The sequence below is a fragment of the Palleronia aestuarii genome (genome assembly GCF_003253995.1).
Lineage (GTDB): Bacteria > Pseudomonadota > Alphaproteobacteria > Rhodobacterales > Rhodobacteraceae > Palleronia > Palleronia aestuarii.
Genome location: NZ_QKZL01000007.1, coordinates 54,265 through 72,115, shown reverse-complemented (window position 1 = coordinate 72,115; position 17,851 = coordinate 54,265). Strand labels below are relative to the sequence as shown.

At 67.5% G+C, this 17,851-nt stretch carries 20 protein-coding genes; 11 read left to right on the top strand and 9 right to left on the bottom strand.

The features are described 5' to 3' along the window. Window positions 1–9: 9 nt before the first annotated feature. Window positions 10–996: a cobaltochelatase subunit CobS gene (cobS, locus tag LX81_RS10365; protein WP_111537251.1), complete on the bottom strand. Its 987-nt coding sequence runs from the start codon at window positions 994–996 to the stop codon at window positions 10–12. Between the two features lie 172 nt (window positions 997–1,168). On the opposite strand from cobS, the gene LX81_RS10360 reads away from it, so the two are divergent. The 3 genes from LX81_RS10360 (at window position 1,169) to msrB (ending at window position 3,018) form a co-directional block, all read left to right on the top strand. Then, the gene (locus tag LX81_RS10360; protein ID WP_111537250.1) at window positions 1,169–1,714 is read left to right on the top strand and encodes a sigma-70 family RNA polymerase sigma factor; all 546 of its coding nucleotides are present in this window, start codon (window positions 1,169–1,171) and stop codon (window positions 1,712–1,714) included. After that, entirely contained in the window at window positions 1,711–2,433 is a 723-nt protein-coding gene (locus LX81_RS10355) for an anti-sigma factor (protein ID WP_111537249.1), read from the top strand. Before LX81_RS10360 ends, LX81_RS10355 begins: the two co-directional genes overlap by 4 nt. Window positions 2,434–2,550: 117 nt before the next feature. Further along, a complete protein-coding gene (gene msrB / locus LX81_RS10350; RefSeq protein WP_111537336.1) occupies window positions 2,551–3,018 on the top strand; it encodes a peptide-methionine (R)-S-oxide reductase MsrB in 468 nt (155 codons plus the stop codon). Here msrB and LX81_RS10345 read toward each other — a convergent pair. Together LX81_RS10345 and LX81_RS10340 are read right to left on the bottom strand one after the other, a co-directional pair. Then, complete coding sequence (locus LX81_RS10345) at window positions 3,005–3,535, bottom strand: GNAT family N-acetyltransferase (RefSeq protein WP_111537248.1); 531 nt, start codon at window positions 3,533–3,535, stop codon at window positions 3,005–3,007. The genes msrB and LX81_RS10345 overlap by 14 nt on opposite strands. 13 nt (window positions 3,536–3,548) lie before the next feature. After that, window positions 3,549–4,187, bottom strand: coding sequence for a DnaJ domain-containing protein (locus tag LX81_RS10340; protein WP_111537247.1), 639 nt, complete (start codon window positions 4,185–4,187; stop codon window positions 3,549–3,551). Between the two features lie 73 nt (window positions 4,188–4,260). On the opposite strand from LX81_RS10340, the gene LX81_RS10335 reads away from it, so the two are divergent. Continuing rightward, complete coding sequence (locus LX81_RS10335) at window positions 4,261–4,533, top strand: BolA family protein (protein ID WP_111537246.1); 273 nt, start codon at window positions 4,261–4,263, stop codon at window positions 4,531–4,533. 6 nt (window positions 4,534–4,539) lie between these two features. Here LX81_RS10335 and LX81_RS10330 read toward each other — a convergent pair whose 3' ends face one another. Beyond that, window positions 4,540–4,914 (bottom strand): DUF4177 domain-containing protein, encoded by a 375-nt coding sequence (locus LX81_RS10330; RefSeq protein WP_111537245.1) that lies wholly within the window; start codon window positions 4,912–4,914, stop codon window positions 4,540–4,542. Window positions 4,915–5,075: 161 nt separating this feature from the next. On the opposite strand from LX81_RS10330, the gene LX81_RS22180 reads away from it, so the two are divergent. Continuing rightward, window positions 5,076–5,240: a hypothetical protein gene (locus tag LX81_RS22180; protein WP_170133912.1), complete on the top strand. Its 165-nt coding sequence runs from the start codon at window positions 5,076–5,078 to the stop codon at window positions 5,238–5,240. 75 nt (window positions 5,241–5,315) lie between these two features. On the opposite strand, the gene gatB is transcribed toward LX81_RS22180, so the two are convergent. Continuing rightward, on the bottom strand, window positions 5,316–6,833 hold the full coding sequence (gene gatB, locus LX81_RS10325) for an Asp-tRNA(Asn)/Glu-tRNA(Gln) amidotransferase subunit GatB (protein WP_111537244.1): 1,518 nt from the start codon (window positions 6,831–6,833) through the stop codon (window positions 5,316–5,318). 165 nt (window positions 6,834–6,998) lie between these two features. Between gatB and LX81_RS10320 the strand changes: the two genes are divergently transcribed. Both LX81_RS10320 and LX81_RS10315 read left to right on the top strand, forming a co-directional pair. Next, window positions 6,999–7,589 (top strand): lytic transglycosylase domain-containing protein, encoded by a 591-nt coding sequence (locus LX81_RS10320; protein WP_111537243.1) that lies wholly within the window; start codon window positions 6,999–7,001, stop codon window positions 7,587–7,589. Between the two features lie 34 nt (window positions 7,590–7,623). Next, window positions 7,624–8,217 carry a transglycosylase SLT domain-containing protein gene (locus LX81_RS10315; protein WP_234822573.1) on the top strand — a complete coding sequence of 198 codons (594 nt, stop codon included), beginning with the start codon at window positions 7,624–7,626 and terminating at the stop codon, window positions 8,215–8,217. A 13-nt stretch (window positions 8,218–8,230) separates the two neighbouring features. On the opposite strand, the gene LX81_RS10310 is transcribed toward LX81_RS10315, so the two are convergent. From LX81_RS10310 to pepN, 3 genes are all read right to left on the bottom strand, one after another. Next, complete coding sequence (locus tag LX81_RS10310) at window positions 8,231–9,106, bottom strand: lysophospholipid acyltransferase family protein (protein ID WP_111537242.1); 876 nt, start codon at window positions 9,104–9,106, stop codon at window positions 8,231–8,233. A 117-nt stretch (window positions 9,107–9,223) separates the two neighbouring features. Continuing rightward, window positions 9,224–9,784 carry a type 1 glutamine amidotransferase domain-containing protein gene (locus LX81_RS10305; RefSeq protein WP_111537241.1) on the bottom strand — a complete coding sequence of 187 codons (561 nt, stop codon included), beginning with the start codon at window positions 9,782–9,784 and terminating at the stop codon, window positions 9,224–9,226. A gap of 88 nt (window positions 9,785–9,872) precedes the next feature. Beyond that, complete coding sequence (pepN, locus tag LX81_RS10300; RefSeq protein WP_111537240.1) at window positions 9,873–12,419, bottom strand: aminopeptidase N; 2,547 nt, start codon at window positions 12,417–12,419, stop codon at window positions 9,873–9,875. A 150-nt stretch (window positions 12,420–12,569) separates the two neighbouring features. On the opposite strand from pepN, the gene LX81_RS10295 reads away from it, so the two are divergent. The 4 genes from LX81_RS10295 (at window position 12,570) to LX81_RS10280 (ending at window position 16,896) form a co-directional block, all read left to right on the top strand. Continuing rightward, window positions 12,570–12,785 (top strand): hypothetical protein, encoded by a 216-nt coding sequence (locus LX81_RS10295; protein WP_111537239.1) that lies wholly within the window; start codon window positions 12,570–12,572, stop codon window positions 12,783–12,785. Window positions 12,786–12,888: 103 nt separating this feature from the next. After that, window positions 12,889–15,036: a malate synthase G gene (locus LX81_RS10290; protein ID WP_111537238.1), complete on the top strand. Its 2,148-nt coding sequence runs from the start codon at window positions 12,889–12,891 to the stop codon at window positions 15,034–15,036. Window positions 15,037–15,189: 153 nt separating this feature from the next. Then, window positions 15,190–15,969: a gamma-glutamyl-gamma-aminobutyrate hydrolase family protein gene (locus LX81_RS10285; protein ID WP_111537237.1), complete on the top strand. Its 780-nt coding sequence runs from the start codon at window positions 15,190–15,192 to the stop codon at window positions 15,967–15,969. Between the two features lie 30 nt (window positions 15,970–15,999). Continuing rightward, window positions 16,000–16,896: a glucosamine kinase nucleotide-binding domain-containing protein gene (locus LX81_RS10280; RefSeq protein ID WP_111537236.1), complete on the top strand. Its 897-nt coding sequence runs from the start codon at window positions 16,000–16,002 to the stop codon at window positions 16,894–16,896. Window positions 16,897–16,903: 7 nt separating this feature from the next. Here LX81_RS10280 and LX81_RS10275 read toward each other — a convergent pair whose 3' ends face one another. Beyond that, window positions 16,904–17,731, bottom strand: a complete 828-nt coding sequence (locus LX81_RS10275) for a sulfotransferase family protein (protein WP_234822559.1) — start codon at window positions 17,729–17,731, stop codon at window positions 16,904–16,906. Window positions 17,732–17,851: the final 120 nt, after the last annotated feature.

Sequence of the window (17,851 nt, the reverse complement as noted above, 5' to 3'; positions counted from 1 at the left end):
GCGCGGGCCTCAGCCGAGGCTGACGGAGGCCGCGCTCTCGGGCAGTTCCTCGTCGAAGCAGCGCTGGTAGAATTCCGCCACCGTCTCCCGCTCGAGCTCGTCGCACTTGTTGAGGAACGACAGCCGGAACGCGTAGCCTACATTCCCGAATATGTTGGCGTTCTGCGCCCAGGCGATGACGGTCCGGGGCGACATGACGGTCGAGAGGTCGCCCGCCATGAAGGCCGTCCGGGTGAGGTCGGCCACGGTCACCATGCGGCTGATCGTCGTGCGGCCTGCGTCGGAGGCGTAGGAAGGCACCTTGGAGACGACGATCGCGGCTTCCGCGTCGTGGGGCAGGTAGTTCAGCGTGGCGACGAGCGACCAGCGGTCCATCTGGCCCTGGTTGATCTGCTGCGTGCCGTGATAGAGGCCCGTCGTGTCGCCGAGGCCCACCGTGTTCGACGTGGCGAAGAGCCGGAAATAGGGGTGCGGGTGGATCACCTGGTTCTGGTCGAGGAGCGTCAGCTTGCCGTCGACCTCGAGCACCCGCTGGATCACGAACATCACGTCCGCGCGGCCCGCATCGTATTCGTCGAAGACGATGGCGGTCGGGTTCCTGAGCGCCCAGGGCAGGATGCCTTCCTGGAATTCCGTGACCTGTACGCCGTCCCGGAGCTTGATCGCATCCTTGCCGATCAGGTCGATGCGGGAGATGTGGCTGTCGAGGTTGACGCGCACGCAGGGCCAGTTGAGGCGGGCCGCCACCTGCTCGATATGGGTGGACTTGCCGGTGCCGTGATAGCCCTGGATCATGACGCGGCGATTGTGCTCGAACCCCGCGAGGATCGCGAGCGTGGTGTCGGCGTCGAAGCGGTAGGTGCTGTCGACCTCCGGAACACGCTCGGTGCGATCCGCGAAGCCCTTGACCTGCATGTCGCTGTCGATCCCGAACACGTCCCGGACGGAGTGGGTCTCGCTGGGCGTGGCGTGGATGTCGATGCTGCCGTCGGCCATGTCGGGTCCTTTCGTGCGTGGGCGCGTGGTGCAACATATAGCTTGGCCGCGCAAGGGAAAGCGGGAGAGGGCCGCGCGGTTCGGCCCTGGACCGGGCCGCGGCGGAAACATCTGGTCATACGGCCGCAGGTTTGGTCTTATCGCGTTGATGTTCGTAACGGAGTAACGCCCTTTGGCCACGACGCCCGATGATATCGAGAGGCTGATCCATCGCGTGTCGCTTGGCGATCGCGGCGCGTTCCTCGCACTCTACGACGCGACCTCGGCCAAGCTCTTCGGGATCTGCCTCCGGGTGCTGAAGAACCGTGCCGACGCGGAAGAGGCGCTGCAGGAATCCTTCGTCAAGGTCTGGCGCAATGCCGGGCGGTACGCCGCGAACGGACTGAGCCCCATGACCTGGCTCATCACCATCGCGCGCAATACCGCGATCGACCGGCTGCGGTCGCGCCGGTCCGATACGGCGTCGGGCGACGTGCCGTGGGACCTGCCCGATCAGGGCGCCGGTCCGGAGGATGTCGCGATCGCGTCGTCGGAGGCGCGGCGGATCAACGACTGCCTCGAGGAGCTGGACAAGGATCGCGCGCAAGCGGTGCGCGGCGCCTATCTCGACGGGCTGAGCTACAAGGAACTGGCGGAGCGGCACGGGGTGCCGCTGAACACGATGCGGACCTGGCTGCGGCGGAGCTTGCAAGCCCTGAGGGAGTGCCTGGACAGATGACCGACACGTCCTTCCCCCATGGTGGCCCCGATCGTTCCGACAGCGTCCGCGCCGCCGAATACGTCCTCAACCTCCTCGATGCGGGCGAACGCTCGGATTTCGAGGGGCAGCTCGCCACCGATGGCGGTTTGCGCGCCCGCGTGGCCGAGTGGACGGAAACCTTCATCGCGCTCGCGCAGGACGTGGCAGAGGAGAGGCCGCCCGCCAGGTGCCGCGACCGCCTCGAACGCACGCTCTTCGCCGCGCCCACCGAGACCGCCGGGAGGGCGCGGCGCGGCGGGCTCGCGCGCGGGCTCCTCGCGGGGGCCGCCCTGGCGCTCGCCGCGACGGTCGCGCTCTTCGCCATCCTGCCCGGCGCGCCGACCATGCCCGGCGACGGGGCCTACCGCGCGCAGATCGCCGCGGAGGACGGGTCGTTCTCTGTGCGCGCGGCCTACGATCCGGCGCGGCGCGTGCTCGTCCTCATGCGCGAGGCGGGAACGACGCCGCCGGGGCGCGTCCAGCAGCTCTGGCTCCTGCCCGAAGGGGCGACCGCGCCGCTCTCCGTCGCGATCCTGCCCGAGGAAGAGGTCGTGACGCTCGAAGTCGCGGGCGCCATCGCGGACGGCATTCCGGGCGGACTTCTCGAGATCTCGGAAGAGCCTCCCGGCGGATCGCCCGAAGCGGGCCCCACGGGCAACGTGCTCGGCCTCGGGACCGTCGGGGATACCCCGACCTGAGCCTCTCGCTCCGTTCACGTCCGCGGGACGAGCGTTCAAAGGAGGGCCGGACGTGTTACATTACGTGACGAGTTTGTCTGGCGCCCCTCCTGACGGCGCGATGTGATGGAGAAGATGATGAGACGAAGAACGTTCCTCACCTCTGCCGCGGCTGTCGCGGCGCTTCCCAGGGCGCTGTCCGCCGCGGAGCCGGGAAACTTTCCCGTGACCCGGACCGAGGCCGAGTGGAAGGCCATGCTGAGCGAACAGGAATACGACGTGATGCGGGAGATGGGGACGGAGCGTGCCTTCACCTCGCCGCTCAACGACATCAAGGCGGACGGCATCTTCCACTGCAAGGGATGCGATCAGGCGGTCTATTCCTCCGAGACGAAGTTCGACAGCGGCACCGGCTGGCCATCCTTCTACGAGGCGCTGCCCGATTCCGTGGGCACGCAATCCGATCGCAGCTTCTTCATGGTGCGCACGGAGGTCCATTGCGACCGCTGCGGATCGCATCTCGGTCACATCTTCGACGACGGGCCCGAGCCGACCGGCAAGCGGCATTGCATCAACGGCGTGAGCCTCACCTTTACCGAGGCCTGACATCCGGCGGCGTTGATGCGCCCGGACCGAGGGCGCGCTGCATGAGAATCGTGTCGCGCCAGGCCCCGTGTTTGAAGCCGACATCCGTAAGCACACCGGCGCGGGAAAACCCGAGCGCCCGGTGAAGCGCGAGGGAGGCGGCGTTGTCGGCCCCGCCGATCACGGCGATCGCCTGCCGCATCCCCATCGCCGTGCAGCGGTCGAGCAGTGAGGCGGTCAGCCGCCGCCCGACCCCCGCGCCGCGATGGCGCTCCGCCACGTAGATCGAGATCTCGACGCTGTGGCGGTAAGCCGGCCGGGGGCGGTACGGACCCGCGCTGGCATAGCCCGCGACCTCGCCCCCGATCTCCGCGACGAGGTGGGGAAACCCGCTCTCGACGAGCGCGCGTCGGCGGCGAGCCATCTCGGCGAGTTCCGGCGGGTCGAGTTCGAAGGTCGCCGTGCCGCCCGCGACCTCCCGGCCGTAGATCGCGGTGATCGCCTCCAGATCGGCGTCGATGCTGTCCCTTACCCGCACGGTCCGGACCCGCTCAGGTCGTGAAGTTGCGGCTGTCCTTGATCTGGTCCCAGGCCCAGACGACCTCGGCGAGCTGTTCCTCGTGGCCGCGGTCGCCGCCGTTCATGTCGGGATGGAGCACCTTGATCAGCGCCTTGTAGGCCTTGCGGATCTCCGTCTTGGTCCAATGATCCTTGGCATCGAGGATCTCGATCGCACGGCGTTCCGTGGGCGGGAGGCGGCGGGTGGAGCCGCCGGTCGTGGAACGGCCCGGATTGCGTGTGGCATTGTCGCCCAGAACCTGATGCGCGTCGTCCACCCCGAGCCGGGCCCAGGCACGCTGCTCGTCGGATTTGCGACCGAAGGGCTTCGTCTGCCGGCCCCAGACGCGGTCCTTGGAAATCTGGTCGTCGAACTCCTCTTCGGTGGTGCCGTTGAAGAAGTTCCACTTCAGATTGTACTCGCGGACGTGATCCTTGCAGAACCAGAGGTACTCGTCGAGGTGATCGGGGGAGCGCGGAGCGCGGTACTGCCCCTGTTCCTCGCAGCCGGGATGCTCGCAAACCCGCGTCGACGTCTCGAAGGCGCCGGTCATGCCCCGCTTGCCGCGCGGGTTCTTCTTCTTAGAAGAGGTCACGCGCATATCGAATCCGAAGGGATCGCTTTTCGACATGATGGCTCCTTTCCGAGTCGGAGCGGAGAGTTTAGGCAAACGCACCGGGAGTTGAAGAGGGGAGATCGTGAAAATGGCGACAAGCAAACTTCCCGTGACCGAGGAAATCCGCGCGCGGCTCGACGCCGCCTTCGACCCGCGCGATCTCACGGTCACGGACGACAGTGCGGCACATGCGGGTCATGCCGGCGCGCCCGCGGGCGGAGAAAGCCATTTCTCCGTCAGGATGCGGTCGGATGCGCTCGCGGGAATGTCGCGGCTCGCGCGGCACCGCGCGGTGCACGACGCGATCGGGCCGGAGCTCATGGGGCGAATCCATGCCCTCGCGCTCGATCTCGCGGAGTGACGGGGCTCACCGCTCCTCGCGATTGGGGGCGGGCACGGTTCTGAGACCGATATCCGGACGGCGGACCGCCCCGATGCGCGGGGCGGCTTTGTCCGGCCTCTGCGCCTCGGTCTGCCGGGCCGTCGGGGGATTGGCCGCGATCCCTTCCGCCCAGCGGCGGAAGACGAGCAGCGTCGTGGTCTCGCTGCGCTTGCCGCCGAGGAAGCCCCGGCGAATCTCCGCCGTCATCACTTCCATGCGGACGAATTCCCATCCGTCGCGCGCCTCGTCGTTGAGCACGGCGGACAGGCCGTAGGCGAAACGCTCCTCCGTTCCGCGCAATCCCTTGACCCGGGGGATTTCGCGCGGCGCGGGAACGACCCTGTATTCATAATGTGACATTCGGGCCTCGTGTTTCGTTTCGTATTAACCTCTATCGACGGTGGCTTCGTGCTCTGCAAGTGTCTACGCGCGAACTCCCGCCGGGTTCGCATGGTGCGGATTTGCATCGGAACCCGGTCCGTGGAGTAGCGTTGCGTTGATGATTATAGAAAGGATTCGCAATGACCCGACTGACGCTTCTTTTGGGGACCGCCATCTTCCTGTCCGCCTGCATGAGCAACACGGCTTCCAGCCCTGAGGCACAAGAGAGCATGAACGCTCCGATGGGCGAGGCAATCGAGAGCCCGACCGATGGTCTGGACAACGAGATCTCGACCGACGGCTGATCGGCCCGAACGAACATTTCACGGCGCCGGACGAATTCATTCTTCGTCCGGCGTCCGTCCCTCGCAAGAACGAAGTCAGTCCGCGCCGAGTTTTCGGCGCACGATCTCGTTCACGGCAGCCGGGTTGGCCTTCCCGCCCGTGGCCTTCATCACCTGACCGACGAACCAACCGGCGAGCTTGGGATTGGCCTGCGCCTTCTCCACCTGAGCGGGATTGGCCGCGATGACCTCGTCGACCGCGGCCTCGATCGCGCCGGTATCGGTGACCTGGCGCATTCCGCGTTCTTCGACCAGCGTCTCGGGATCGCCGCCTTCGGTGTAGACGATCTCGAAGAGGTCCTTGGCGATCTTGCCCGAGATGTCGCCCGACTTGATGAGGCGCACGATCCCCGCGAGTTGCGCGGCGGAGACGGGGCTCTCGCCGATCGCCCGGTCGCCGTCCTTCTTCAGCCGCCCGAACAGCTCGTTGATCACCCAGTTCGCCGCGAGCTTGCCGTCGGAGCCGCGCGCGGTTTCCTCGAAGAAGGCGGCGTTCTCCACGTCGGCCGTGAGGACGCCCGCATCATATTCGGTCATCCCGTATTCCGCGACGAACCGTGTCTTCTTCGCATCGGGCAGTTCCGGCAGGGAGGCCGCGATGTCGTCCACCCAGGCCTGCTCGATCTCGAGCGGCAAGAGGTCGGGGCAGGGGAAGTAGCGGTAATCGTGCGCCTCCTCCTTGGAGCGCATCGACCGCGTCTCGCCCTTGTCGGGATCGAAGAGCCGCGTCTCCTGCACCACGCTGCCACCTTCCTCGATGATGGCGATCTGGCGCCGCGCCTCGACCTCGATCGCGGCCTGGATGAACCGCATGGAGTTCATGTTCTTGATCTCGCAGCGGGTGCCGAGATGCGAGAAGTCCTGCGTCTCCTGGTACTTCTCGTAATCGCCGGGACGGCAGACGGAGACGTTGACGTCGGCGCGCAGGTTGCCGTTCTGCATGTTGCCGTCGCAGGTGCCGAGATAGCGCATGATCTGCCGAAGCTTCGCGACATAGGCCGCCGCCTCCTCGGGCCCGCGAATGTCGGGGCGGGAGACGATCTCCATCAGTGCGACGCCGGTGCGGTTGAGATCGACGAAGGACATCGTCGGGTCCATGTCGTGGATCGACTTGCCCGCATCCTGTTCGAGATGGATGCGTTCGATCCGGACGCGCCGCGCGATGCCGGGGGCCATGTCCACGATCACCTCGCCCTCGCCCACGATCGGGTGGTAGAGCTGGCTGATCTGGTAGCCCTGCGGCAGGTCGGGGTAGAAGTAGTTCTTGCGGTCGAAGGCGGAGCGCAGGTTGATCGCGGCCTTGAGCCCGAGCCCGGTCTTGACCGCGAGCGCGACGCAGCCCTCGTTGATGACGGGCAGCATTCCGGGCATCCCCGCATCGACAAAGGCGACGTTGGAATTGGGCTCCGCGCCGAAGAGGGTGGAGGCGCCGGAGAAGAGCTTTGCGTCGCTCGCGACCTGCGCGTGGACCTCAAGCCCGATGACGAGTTCCCAATCCTCCCGCGCCCCCTGGATCACCTTGGGTGCCGGGGCCTCATAGGTCAGGTCGAGCATCGCGGAGCTCCTCGTCAGGTCAGGGGACGGGCGTTCTCTACTCCGCCTGCCGGATCGGCGCAACGCCGCCGACCGCCCCGGCGGGATCTGGCACGCGGCGGGGCAGGGGCCTAGACCATCGAGGCCGGGCCGGGGGAAGCGCGGTATCACTCGAGAGGTGTTTCCATGCCGCGTTTCGTCCTCATCCTCGCCATTGCCGCGCTTTCGGGCTGCGTGGGCGCCGCCCGCGCGCCCGACCCCGAACCCGCGTCGCCCCCCGTCGCGCGCTGGGATTTCCGCCCCGAAGGCGCCGTCTGGACCGCCGAGACGATGGAGGCGCTCGCGACCCACGGCGCGGCGTTGCCGCAGATGGTCCCCGCCGATTACGCCGAATGGTGCCCGAACTATCCCAACCAGTCGCCCGAGAACCGCGCGGCTTTCTGGAACGGGCTTTTCTCCGCGCTGGCCGAGCACGAGAGCACCTGGCGGCCCGAAGCGGTGGGCGGCGGCGGCCTCTGGTACGGGCTCGTGCAGATCGATCCGCGCACCGCGCGCGGCTATGGCTGCGCGGCGCGGTCGGGCGCGGCTTTGAAAGACGGGGCGGCGAACCTGCGCTGCGCGGTCCGGATCGCCACGGCACAGGTTACGAAACGCGGGACAATCAATCGCGGAATGCTCGATTGGGGTCCGTTCCATTCCTCATCGAAACGATCCGACATGGCGTCATGGACGCGCGCGCAGCCCTATTGCAGGATCGACGAATCGACCGGGGGATAGGGGGAGAAGGCCGATCTTCGGAACCTTGAGATACGTGATCGCCGCGGCGGCCGGGATGGTTCTCGCCGTCGGTTCGGCCGTGGCGCAGCAGGCGGACGTGGCGGAGGAGGCGGCGGAGATGCCGGAGCTCCTCTGGGAGCATCGAGACGAATCGGATCAGTGGAACCGGGCCGCGCTTTCCGCGCTCCGCTCGCACGGCATGCCGCTCGTGGAGGAAACGCCCGACGATATCGCGCGCTGGTGTCCGGCCTACGAGGACGGGACCGATGAGGACAGGCGTGCCTTCTGGGTCGGTTTCCTGTCCGCGCTCGCGAAATACGAAAGCACCTGGCGGCCGGATGCCGTTGGCGGAGGCGACCAGTGGTTCGGCCTCCTGCAGATCGGGATCCCGACGGCACGGGAATTCGGATGCCGCGGCCGGTCGGGCTCCGCCCTGATGGACGGGGCCACGAACCTGAGCTGCGCGATCCGCATCCTCGCGGAGACGGTGCCGCGCGACGGCGTGATCAGCGCGGAGGAAGCTCGCTGGCAGGGCGTGGCCGCCGATTGGGCTCCGCTTCGGTCGGAGGAGAAGCGCGAGGAGATGCGGAGCTGGCTCGTCGAGCAGGAGTACTGCCAGGAGGGCTGAACGGTGCCGGCCCTCAGGCGCGCGGGCTCCACACCCAGCGATGGCGGGAACTGTCGACGAGCGAGACGGACGGCGCGTGCCGGCCGCCGAGGTCGAGCGTAGCCCGGCGCATGAGGCCGATGCTCTCCTCCGACGAGGAGGGCAGCGCGGCCGCGGAAATCGGCTCGCCAACCGTGACGCGATAGGGCTGGCGGTCCTTGTTCAGCGTCTCGTGGAAGAGCGTGATGTCCCTGAGCGAGGGATGGATCATGTCGAAGATGTAGAAGAGCGCCGAGTTGCGCGCGCGGATGTTGATTGGGATGACCGGCACCTCGAACTTGCGCGCGATCATCGCGGCGGACGGCATCCAGGGACGCTCGAAGAGCCTCAGGCCGCGGCGCTTGGCGAGCCGGCCCGACGGGAAGATGATCCCAAGACGCCCGGCATCCATCGCCTTGCGGGTATAGGCCATCGTCTCGCGCGTCTTGCCGTGGGTCCGCTTCTCCGGCCGCCACTCGACGGGCGCGATCATCGAGGCGAGCTGCGGAATGACGCGCACGATGTCGCTGTTGGCGTAGAAGTAGAGATCCGGCCGGATCGGGGCGAGGATGTGGTAGAGGATGATTCCGTCCGCGATCCCGGTCGGGTGGTTCGCGACGATCATTGCCGGGCCGGTGCGCGGAATCTGCTCGAGCCCGGTGACCTTGAGGTCCTGCGCGAGCTTGCGACCCATCCGGGTCATCAGGGCGTCGCCGGACCAGTCCGACATCTCTTCGGCGAGCGATACGGTCTCCTCGTACCGCAAAAGCCCGTTCAGGCCGCGGCGAACGATGTCGCTCGCAGGAAAACGTCGGGCGAGCCAAGGGGCCCGCTCGACGATCTGTTCGTCAAATCGACTTCTGGTATCCATCCCGGCACCGCTGCCCCATCACAGGTCCACACATGGCCTGCGGCGGTGCCGAAGGCAAGCGTTCGCCGGTTGGGGCGAGGACAACGGCAAAGCCTCGCCCACGCCCCACCTTGTGCATCATGCCGCCGACGAGAGGCTCGTCTCGCCCTCGATGGCCGCGATGATCTCCTTGCAGAACGCGTCGAGATCGCCGGGATTGCGGCTGGTGATGAGGTTGCCGTCACGGGCCACGGCCTCGTCGACCACCTCGGCGCCTGCGTTCTTCAGGTCGGTCCGGATGGACTTGTAGGAGGTGAGCCGCTTGCCGCGCACGACGTCGGCCTCGATCAAGAGCCACGGCGCGTGGCAGATCGCGGCGACGGGCTTGCCGGCCTTGACGAATTCCTGCACGCGCAGAACCGCCTCGTCGTTGACGCGCAGCACGTCGGGATTGATCTGTCCGCCCGGCAGGACGAGCGCGTGGTAGTCGTCGACCGACGTGTCGCCGATACCGAGATCGGCGGAAACGGTCTTGCCCCAGTCGGTCTCGTCCCAACCGCGGATTTCGGAGCCGTCGGGGGAGGCCACGTGGACGGTGGCGCCTGCGTCGGCCAGTTGCTTCTGGGGGACGGTGAGCTCGGCCTGCTCGAACCCGTCGCTGGCGATGATGAGGATTTTCGCATCTGTGATGGCGGTCATCGGGTTATCCTTTCGCGTCTTGTTCGGTCGGGAGAACGGGCGGGCCCGGCCGTGGTTCCGATCCCCCGTCCCGATGCGACATCTCCCCTCAGCCGAGCATCCGGCTCACCATCTCCGATGTATCGCGCGAGAGGCCGGGGGCGTTGCCGATCCGCTCGAGCGCCGCGCGCATCAGCGCCTGCCGGTCCGCATCGTAGCGCGGCCACGTCTCGAAGAGGGTCGTCATCCGCGCGGTGGTCTGCGGATTGACCGGGTCGAGCCGCACGAGCCAGTCCGCGAGGAGGTCGTAGGCCGTGCCGCCCTCGGCATGGAAGCCCGCATGGTTCGCGCCGAGCGCGCCCATAACCGCGCGGAAGCGATTCGGGTTCTTCCAGTCGAAGGCAGGGTGTTCCGTGAGCCGCGCGGCCACATCCGCGGCCTTCGGGCCCGGGGCGTGCATGACCTGAACGGAGAACCATTTGTCTATGACCAGCCGGTCGTCGCGCCAGCGGTCGTGGAAACGGGCCACGGACTCGTCCGCCCGGTCGATCCGAAGGAGCGTGGTGAGTGCCGCGAGCTCGTCGGTCATGTTGTCGGCCGCCTCGAACTGGGCGTCCGCCCGCGCGCCCTCGTCGCGATGGGAGAGCAGCAGGAGCGCGGCGTTCCTCAGGCTGCGCCGGCCGGCATCCCCGGCATCGGGGGAATAGGGCCCGTCGATCCGCATCGCGTCGTAGAGCCCGGAAAGCTGCTCCTCGAGATGCTTGGCGAGGGCGCCGATGAGGGCATGCCGCGCCCGATCGATCCGCTGCGGGTCGGGCGTCGTTCCGGCGGAGGCGAGCGTCTGTGCAAGGTCGTCGTCCGACGGGATCGCGAGGACGAGGGCGCGGAACGCCGGATCGAGCGTCTCGTCGCCCAGGACCGGGGCGAGCGCGTCGAGATAGGCCGTGTCGGGCGCCCGATCGTCGGTGATCATGGCGACGAGCGCGTCCTTGGCGAGGGTCCGTCCCGCCTCCCACTTGTTGAAGGGGTCGGTGTCGTGGGCGAGGAGGAGGGCGCGGTCCTGCGCCGATTGCTCGCGGGTGAGGATCACAGGGGCGGAGAAGTCCCGCAGGATCGACAGGACGGCGCCCTCGGGCAGATCGAACCTCTCGGTCTGTTCCGCCTCCGTCACCTCGATCACGCGGGTGGGCATGAGCTCCGTCCCGTCGGGACCGATCGCGCCGAGTGCCACGGGCAGGACGACGGGACGCTTTTCCGGCTGACCGGGGGTGGGCGGCGTCGATTGCCGGAAGGTGACCGCGAGCGCGTTGCCGTCGCGGGCCGTCTCCACCGCGAGGCGGGGCGTGCCCGCCTGGGAGTACCACCGCTTGAACTGCGCGAGGTCGCGGCCGGTCGCATCCTCGAAGACCGCGAGCCAGTCCTCGATCGTGCAGGCCTCCCCGTCGTGGCGCTCGAAATAGAGGTCGAGCGCGCGGCGGTAGGCGTCGGGGCCAACGAGACGGCGCAGCATCCCGATGAGCTCCGCGCCCTTCTCGTAGACAGTGGCCGTGTAGAAGTTGTTGATCTCGACATAGCTCTCGGGACGCACCGGATGGGCGAGGGGGCCGTTATCCTCCCGGAACTGCCGCCCGCGCAGAAGATGCGCGTCCTCGATCCTCTTGACGGCGGGGGAACGCATGTCGCCGGTGAATTGCTGGTCGCGGAAGACGGTCAGCCCTTCCTTCAGGCAGAGCTGGAACCAGTCGCGGCACGTGATGCGGTTGCCGGTCCAGTTGTGAAAGTATTCGTGCGCGACGATCGCCTCAATCCGGCCGTAATCGCCGTCCGTCGCCGTCTCGGGGCTGGCGAGCACGTAGCGGGAGTTGAAGATGTTGAGGCCCTTGTTCTCCATCGCGCCCATGTTGAAATCGTCCACCGCCACGATGTTGAAAACGTCGAGGTCGTAGGGGCGGCCGTATTCCGTCTCGTCCCAGCGCATCGACCGGATGAGCGCGTCCATCGCGTAGGCGCACTTGCCTTCGTCTCCAGGCCGCACCCAGACGGCGAGCGCGACCTCGCGCCCTTCCATCGTGGTGAAGGCATCCTCATGGGCCACGAGATCGCCCGCGACGAGCGCGAAGAGATAGGCGGGTTTGGGATGCGGGTCATGCCATTCGGCGACGCCGCCCTCGCGGGAGGCGGGGTTGCCGTTCGACAAAAGCACCGGCAGGTCGCTCTCGATCCGCACCGTGAAAGGGGCCATCACGTCGGGGCGGTCGGGATAGTAGGTGATCTTGCGGAAACCCTCCGCCTCGCATTGCGTGCAGTACATGCCGTTCGACATGTAGAGCCCTTCGAGCGCGGTGTTCGACGCGGGGTCGATCTCGACCTCGGCCTCCCAGGTGAAGGGGCCGTCGGGCACCTCGCAGACGAGCCCGCCCGGCAGGATCCGCGGCGCGACGTCCTTCCCGTCGATCCGGGCCGAGATCAGCGTCAGCCCCTCTCCGTCGAGCCGGAGCGGTCCGCCCTCTCCCGCGGGATTGGGGCGGAAGGCGATGCGGGAGCGGACCCGCGTCGCGTTGGGGGCGAGCCGGAAATCGAGTTCGACCGCGTCGATCAGGTGGCTGAACGGGCGGTATTCGGAGAGCAGCGTCGCGCGGGGCGTGGCATCTTTCATGGGGCGGCCTTTCTGATGGGGCGAGAGGAATCGTCGTTTTCGATGCGCTCGCCTTTCGGGTGGAGCGAACCCGATGCGATCTGATACGTTGAGCCTGCGATCGGCGCCGGCCAACGGGCTTGCGTCATTCGATGCATAGGAGACTGCGCCATGTCAGCGCCTAACACAGACGTCAAGAAACAGGAACGCCGCCACAAGGTTCCGCTGTCCGGAATGGCCTGGATGGTGGGATTCGCCGCCGTGCTCCTTGTGGCGCTCGTCATCTATCTCAGCGTGGGCGGGAACGAGCCCGGCGACGGCGAGGCGGTCGGCGCCTCGGATGGCGGTGTCCCGGCGGCCGAGCAATCGGAGGAGGCGACGCAATAGCGTCGCTCCGGTCGCTGCGCGACCACGGATGGCCTGGGACCGGTCTGCCGGGTACGACATCCGTACGAACACCGGAATTTGGAACAGTGAGGGAGAGGGAAGAATGGCAAGACGCGATTGCGCCGGATTGCAGGTTGATGAGGTTCTCGCCGATTTCGTGGAGAACGAAGCGCTCGATGGCACGGGGATCGACGCGGAGGCGTTCTGGTCGTCCTTCTCCGGCATCGTCCACGACCTGACGCCGCGCAACCGGGAGCTTCTCGCCACGCGCGAGGAGATGCAGTCGCGTATCGATGCGTGGCACAAGGAAAACCCCGGCGCCGTCGACGATCAGGACGGCTATCTCTCCTTCCTGCGAGAGATCGGCTATCTGCTGCCCGAGGGGGACGACTTCACGATCGATACGGGCAATACCGATCCCGAGATCGCGGACGTGCCGGGGCCGCAGCTCGTCGTGCCGATCATGAACGCGCGCTATGCGCTCAATGCCGCAAATGCCCGCTGGGGGTCGCTCTACGACGCGCTCTACGGAACCGACGCGCTGGGCGATCTGCCGCAGGGGTCCGACTACGATCCGGAGCGTGGCCAGCGGGTGATCGCGCGGGCCAAGGAGATCCTCGACGCCGCCGCGCCCCTGGGCGAGGGCTCGCACGCCGATGTCACGGCCTACCGCATCGAGGACGGCGCGCTCGTCGCGCTCAGGGATAACGGCCCCGCGGGCCTCGCCGATCCCGGACAACTCGCGGGCTATGTCGGCGATGCCGGTCAACCCGAGAAGATCCTCCTGAAGAAGAACGGTCTCCACATGGAGCTCGTCGTCGACCGGGAGCACCAGATCGGCTCGACCGACCGTGCCGGGCTTGCCGATGTGCAGGTGGAATCGGCCGTCAGCGCGATCATGGATTGCGAGGACAGCGTGGCGGCGGTCGATGCGGCGGACAAGACGCTCGCCTATCGCAACTGGCTGGGCCTCATGAAAGGCGACCTCACCGAGGAGATCAGCAAGGGCGGCAAGACCTTCACCCGGCGGCTCTCGGAGGACCGGACCTATACCGCGCCCGATGGCGGCGAGACGCGGGTGAAGGGACGCGCGCTCATGCTCGTGAGGAACGTGGGCCATCTGATGACGAACCCCGCGATCCTCGACCGTGACGGCGACGAGGTCTACGAGGGGCTGATGGACGCGATGATGACCACGCTCATCGCGATGCACGACCTCAAGCGCGACCGCGGCAACTCGGAGCACGGCTCGATCTATGTCGTGAAGCCGAAGATGCACGGGCCGGACGAGGTGGCCTTCTCCGACGAGATCTTCACCCGGGTGGAGACGGCGCTGGGCCTGCCGGCCAATACCGTGAAGCTTGGCATCATGGACGAGGAGCGGCGCACGTCGGCCAACCTCAAGGAATGCATCCGCGCCGCGAAGTCCCGCGTGGCCTTCATCAACACGGGCTTCCTCGACCGCACGGGCGACGAGATCCACACCTCCATGGAGGCGGGTCCGATGGTCCGGAAGGGCGACATGAAGGCGTCGGACTGGATCAAGGCCTACGAGGATCGCAACGTGGAGATCGGGCTCGCCTGCGGTCTCAAGGGACGCGCGCAGATCGGCAAGGGGATGTGGGCGATGCCCGATCTTATGGCCGACATGCTGAAGCAGAAGATCGGCCATCCGAAGGCGGGCGCGACCTGCGCCTGGGTGCCTTCGCCCACCGCGGCGACGCTTCACGCGCTGCACTACCACGAGGTCGACGTCCATGCCGTCCAGGACGAGATCGCCGCGAAGGGTAGCCGCACCGGCATCGAGCCGCTCCTGACGATCCCGCTCGCGCGCGGCGCCAACTGGTCCGACGACGAGATCTCGGAAGAGATCGAGAACAACGCACAGGGCATCCTCGGCTATGTCGTGCGCTGGGTCGATCACGGCGTCGGCTGTTCCAAGGTGCCCGACATCAACGACGTGGCGCTGATGGAGGATCGGGCGACCTGCCGCATCTCCTCCCAGGCGCTCGCGAACTGGCTCCACCACGGCGTGGTGAGCGAGGATCGGGTGATGACCGCGATGAAGAAGATGGCGGAGGTCGTCGACCGCCAGAACGCGGATGACGACGATTACACCGCGATGGCGCCCTCCTACGACACGATCGCGTTCCAGGCGGCGTGCGATCTTGTGTTCAAGGGGCGTGTGCAGCCGTCGGGCTATACCGAGCCGGTCCTGCACGCGCGCCGTCAGGAGCTGAAGGCGAGCTGATCGCGCCGGGCGGGCCGGATCGCCGGTCCGCCCGGAATGCGTGCAGATCGCCCGCCGCGCGGGCGTCTGCGAAAAATCCGGGCACAGGGCCAGCATGGCGGGCTTTTCGCGACGGGGTCGATGCCTTATGTGTCGGGGGAGAAGGAGTTCCCCATGGCACGTCCTGTCGTCGGCATCATCGGCAATCAGCACATCATCAACGACAGCTACGTCGTTCACGCGGGCGGCGAGATGAACAGCGCCGCCATCGCGAAGGTCACCGAAGCGGTGCCGGTCATCGTGCCCACCGACCCGGACCTCGTCTCGATCGAGGACCTGATGGAGAATTTCGCGGGCTTTCTCTTCACGGGTGGACGCCCCAACGTGCATCCCGAGGAATACGGCCACGAAGCCACCGAAGCGCACGGTACGTTCGACAGGGCCCGCGACCGCATCTCGCTGCCGCTCATCCGGGCCTGCGTCGAGACGGGCCATCCCTTCCTCGCCATCTGCCGCGGGTTTCAGGAGGTGGCGGTCGCCATGGGCAGCACGCTGCATCCCGAGATACGCGACCTGCCGGGGCGGATGAACCACCGGATGCCGCCCGACGGCACGATCGAGGAGAAGTTCGCGCTCCGCCATTCCGTCCGCTTCACCGAAGGCGGGCCGTTCCACCGCCTGATGGATGCGCCCGAGGTGATGACGAACACCTTGCATGGTCAGGGCGTCGACACCCCTGGCCCCCGCTTCATCATCGATGGTCATGCCGAGGACGGCACGGCGGAGGCCGCCTATATCGAGGGCGCTCCGGGTTTCACCCTCTCCGTCCAGTGGCATCCCGAATACCGCGCCGACGAGGATCCGGTCTCCCGCAAGCTCTTCGGCGCGTTTGGCGACGCGGTGCGCGACTGGGACACGATGCGCCGCGCGGTTCCCACCCGCCGCATCGCCTGATCCCCTCCGTAGCCGAAATCCGCCCGCAGGATGACGCCTGATACCCTTCTCATCGGCGTCGATGGCGGTGCCACCGCCTGTCGCGCCGCCCTCAGATGGGCCGGGAAAACGGAGATCGTGACCGCCGAAGCGGGATCGGCCAACGCCACGACGGATGCCGTGCGCGCTCGCGAAAACATCCGCGCGGCGATCGATGCGGCGGCGGAGAAGCTTGGTGCGGGGAAGGCCGATATCGCGGGCGCGACCGCGCATCTGGGGGTCGCGGGCGTGCTCGATGTGGCGGATGGCGAGCGATTGTCTCGGGGCCTCGGGATCGCGCGTGTGGCGGTGACCGACGACCGGCATATACATGTGACAGGCGCCCTCGGCGGCGCGGACGGCTACGTCGTCGCGATCGGCACCGGCACGATCGTCGCGCGCTCGCGGAGTGGCGAGGTCACGGGCGTCGGCGGCTGGGGCTTCACGCTCTCCGACCAGGGATCGGGCGCCGATCTCGGTCGTTCGGTGCTGCGGCGCGCGATCCTCTGCGAGGACGGGCTGGAGGTGCATACCGACCTCACGCGGCACTGCCTTGCCGAGTTCGGAGGCTCCGCCCGGGCGCTTGCAAGCTTCGCGGTCGGGGCGGGGCCCGCCGATTACGCGCGCGCGGCGCCGGCCGTGATCGACGCGGCGGTGGCGGGCGACGTCCAGGCCCGCGCGCTCCTCGCCAAGGGAAGCGGGTATATCGATCGCGCGCTCCGTACGCTCGGCTTCACCGACGGAGACCGCCTCTGCCTCACCGGCGGAATAGGACGCTACTATGAGCCCTATCTGGACGCGGCGCAGCGGGCCCGGCTCACCTCGCCCGTCCGCTCCGCGCTCGCGTCGGCGCTTGAACTCGCGGAGGCCTCCTGGCGGGCGGAGGAGGGCGTCGAAGCGCAAGCCTGACATCGGATCAGGCTCCGGGTGGCGCGCCACGGAGCGCTGTCTCCACAGCATCGCGCACGGCGCGGAGGGGATGGCTCAGATACCCCGGCCAGTCCGAGACGCCGAGCCCGTCGGTATACCCCCATCCGCCCGAAGCGCGTGCCTGCGCGGCGGAAAGGGGCCTCTCAGCGAGATAAGACGCTTGGTGACCATCGATCTGCGCCGCGTCGATGCCGGGGGACAAGGACAGGAACGCTTCGAGCGCTTGGATCGTCGCCGCCGGCCGGGCAAGCAAATCCTCGTAGCGCAGGACGAGGACGGCGTGGAGGTAGGCCAGGTCGCCGCGCACCTGTTCGTGGGCGGCGATCCAGTGATCGATGGACGCGTCGAGGTCCTCGTGGTTCCATTTGCGGACCGCGCCCGCCACCGCTTGCGGATGACGCAGGATCACCACGAACTGGCTCGTCGGGAAGAGCTGCTGGTAGAGCCGCATGCGGGTCAGGTTCACCGGCGACTTTTCCACCCGCCAGAGCCCGCCCGGCGTGAACCACGGATCCCAGTCGGAACGCAGCCTGTCGCGCGTCTCGAGCCGGTCGTGCGCTTCGCCCTCGACGTGATGCTGCGCGGGATCGGTCGCGAAATGCATTGGCCGCCCGTGAAGCGCCGTGTGCGGGATCGCGCCCTGCAGGTACACGCCCTCGTTCTCCGGCACCGGCGCGCCATGGATGCAGGCGATATCGGGATGCGTGGCCAGAAGCGTCGCTAGGAGCGAGGTGCCGGAGCGGTGGAGGCCACCGACGAAGACGTAACGCTGGGTGATCGCGGCCTCCGGGAACGTGGTGCGTCGAACGGTCACAAGAAAGATCGCGCGGCGAAGTCCAGTGTCAACGCGTTGTCGCCTCGTGCGGAGTACAAATGTGGATGCCCGGAACTGGAACTGGAAAGCGTTGACAAGTTTTAATAGCGACAAAGGAAT